The sequence below is a fragment of the Halochromatium glycolicum genome (assembly GCF_016584085.1).
In the GTDB taxonomy this organism is placed as follows: domain Bacteria; phylum Pseudomonadota; class Gammaproteobacteria; order Chromatiales; family Chromatiaceae; genus Lamprobacter; species Lamprobacter glycolicus.
Map to the genome: position 1 here is coordinate 1 of NZ_NRSJ01000120.1, position 962 is coordinate 962.

General features: G+C 64.1%; 1 protein-coding gene. It reads left to right on the top strand.

The genetic code is table 11. The features are described from left to right. Positions 1–237: 237 nt before the first annotated feature. A partial coding sequence (locus CKO40_RS23770) for an IS3 family transposase (protein WP_242477315.1) occupies positions 238–962 on the top strand: 725 nt, incomplete at its 3' end.

A 962-nucleotide genomic window follows, 5' to 3' on the forward strand; every position in this document is an offset into this window, starting at 1 on the left:
CAGCCAGTGGAAGCGGCAACTGCTCGAGAAGCTGCCGGAGCTGTTCGCGTCTGGCAAGGCGCGCAAGGAGCCGACGGTTGAGACGGCCACGGCGCCGCTTTACGAGGAGATCGGGCGCTTGAAGGTCGAGCTGGACTTTCTCAGAAAAAAGTCCGCGCAGCTGAGGGGTTAGCGCCATGGCTAATCGACTCGGAGCAGACCGAGCTCTCCATCCGACGCCAGTGCGAGCTCCTCGGCCTGGCGCGCTCGCGTTACTACTACCGTGCAGCGGGCGAGTCGTCGCAGAATCTGGTGCTGATGCGCCTGATCGACGCGCAGTCCCTGCGCACGCCGTTCTACGGCTCCCGGCGGATGACCCACTGGCTGCAAAGCCAAGGCTATCCGGTCAACCGCAAGCGCGTGCAGCGGTTGATGGCACAGATGGGCTTGCAGGCCACGGTGCCCGGCCCGCATACTAGCCGGTCGCATCCGCAGAGCCCCGTCTATCCGTATCTGCTGCGCGATCTCAGGCTGAGCCACAGCCACCTGGTCTGGTGTGCCGATATCACCTACATCCCGATGCCACGCGGGTTTCTGTATCTGATGGCGGTGCTGGACTGGTACAGCCGCTATGTCCTCGCCTGGACGCTCTCCAACACGCTGGACACCGACTTCTGCCTGCAGGCGTTGGAAGCGGCTCTGAGCCAGGGCACGCCCGTGATCTTCAATACCGACCAGGGTGCGCAGTTCACCCGCCACGAATGGACCCAGCGGCTCAAACGCGCCGGTGTGCTGATCAGCCTGGACGGTCGCGGCCGGGCGCTCGACAACGTCTTCGTCGAGCGCCTCTGGCGCACGATCAAGTACGAGCACCTCTATCTGTACGGCTACGAGACCCCGGCGGAGGTCGAACAAGGCCTGCAGCGTTACATCCCCTTCTACAACGAGCAGCGCCCGCATAGCGCCCTTGACCAACAACCCCC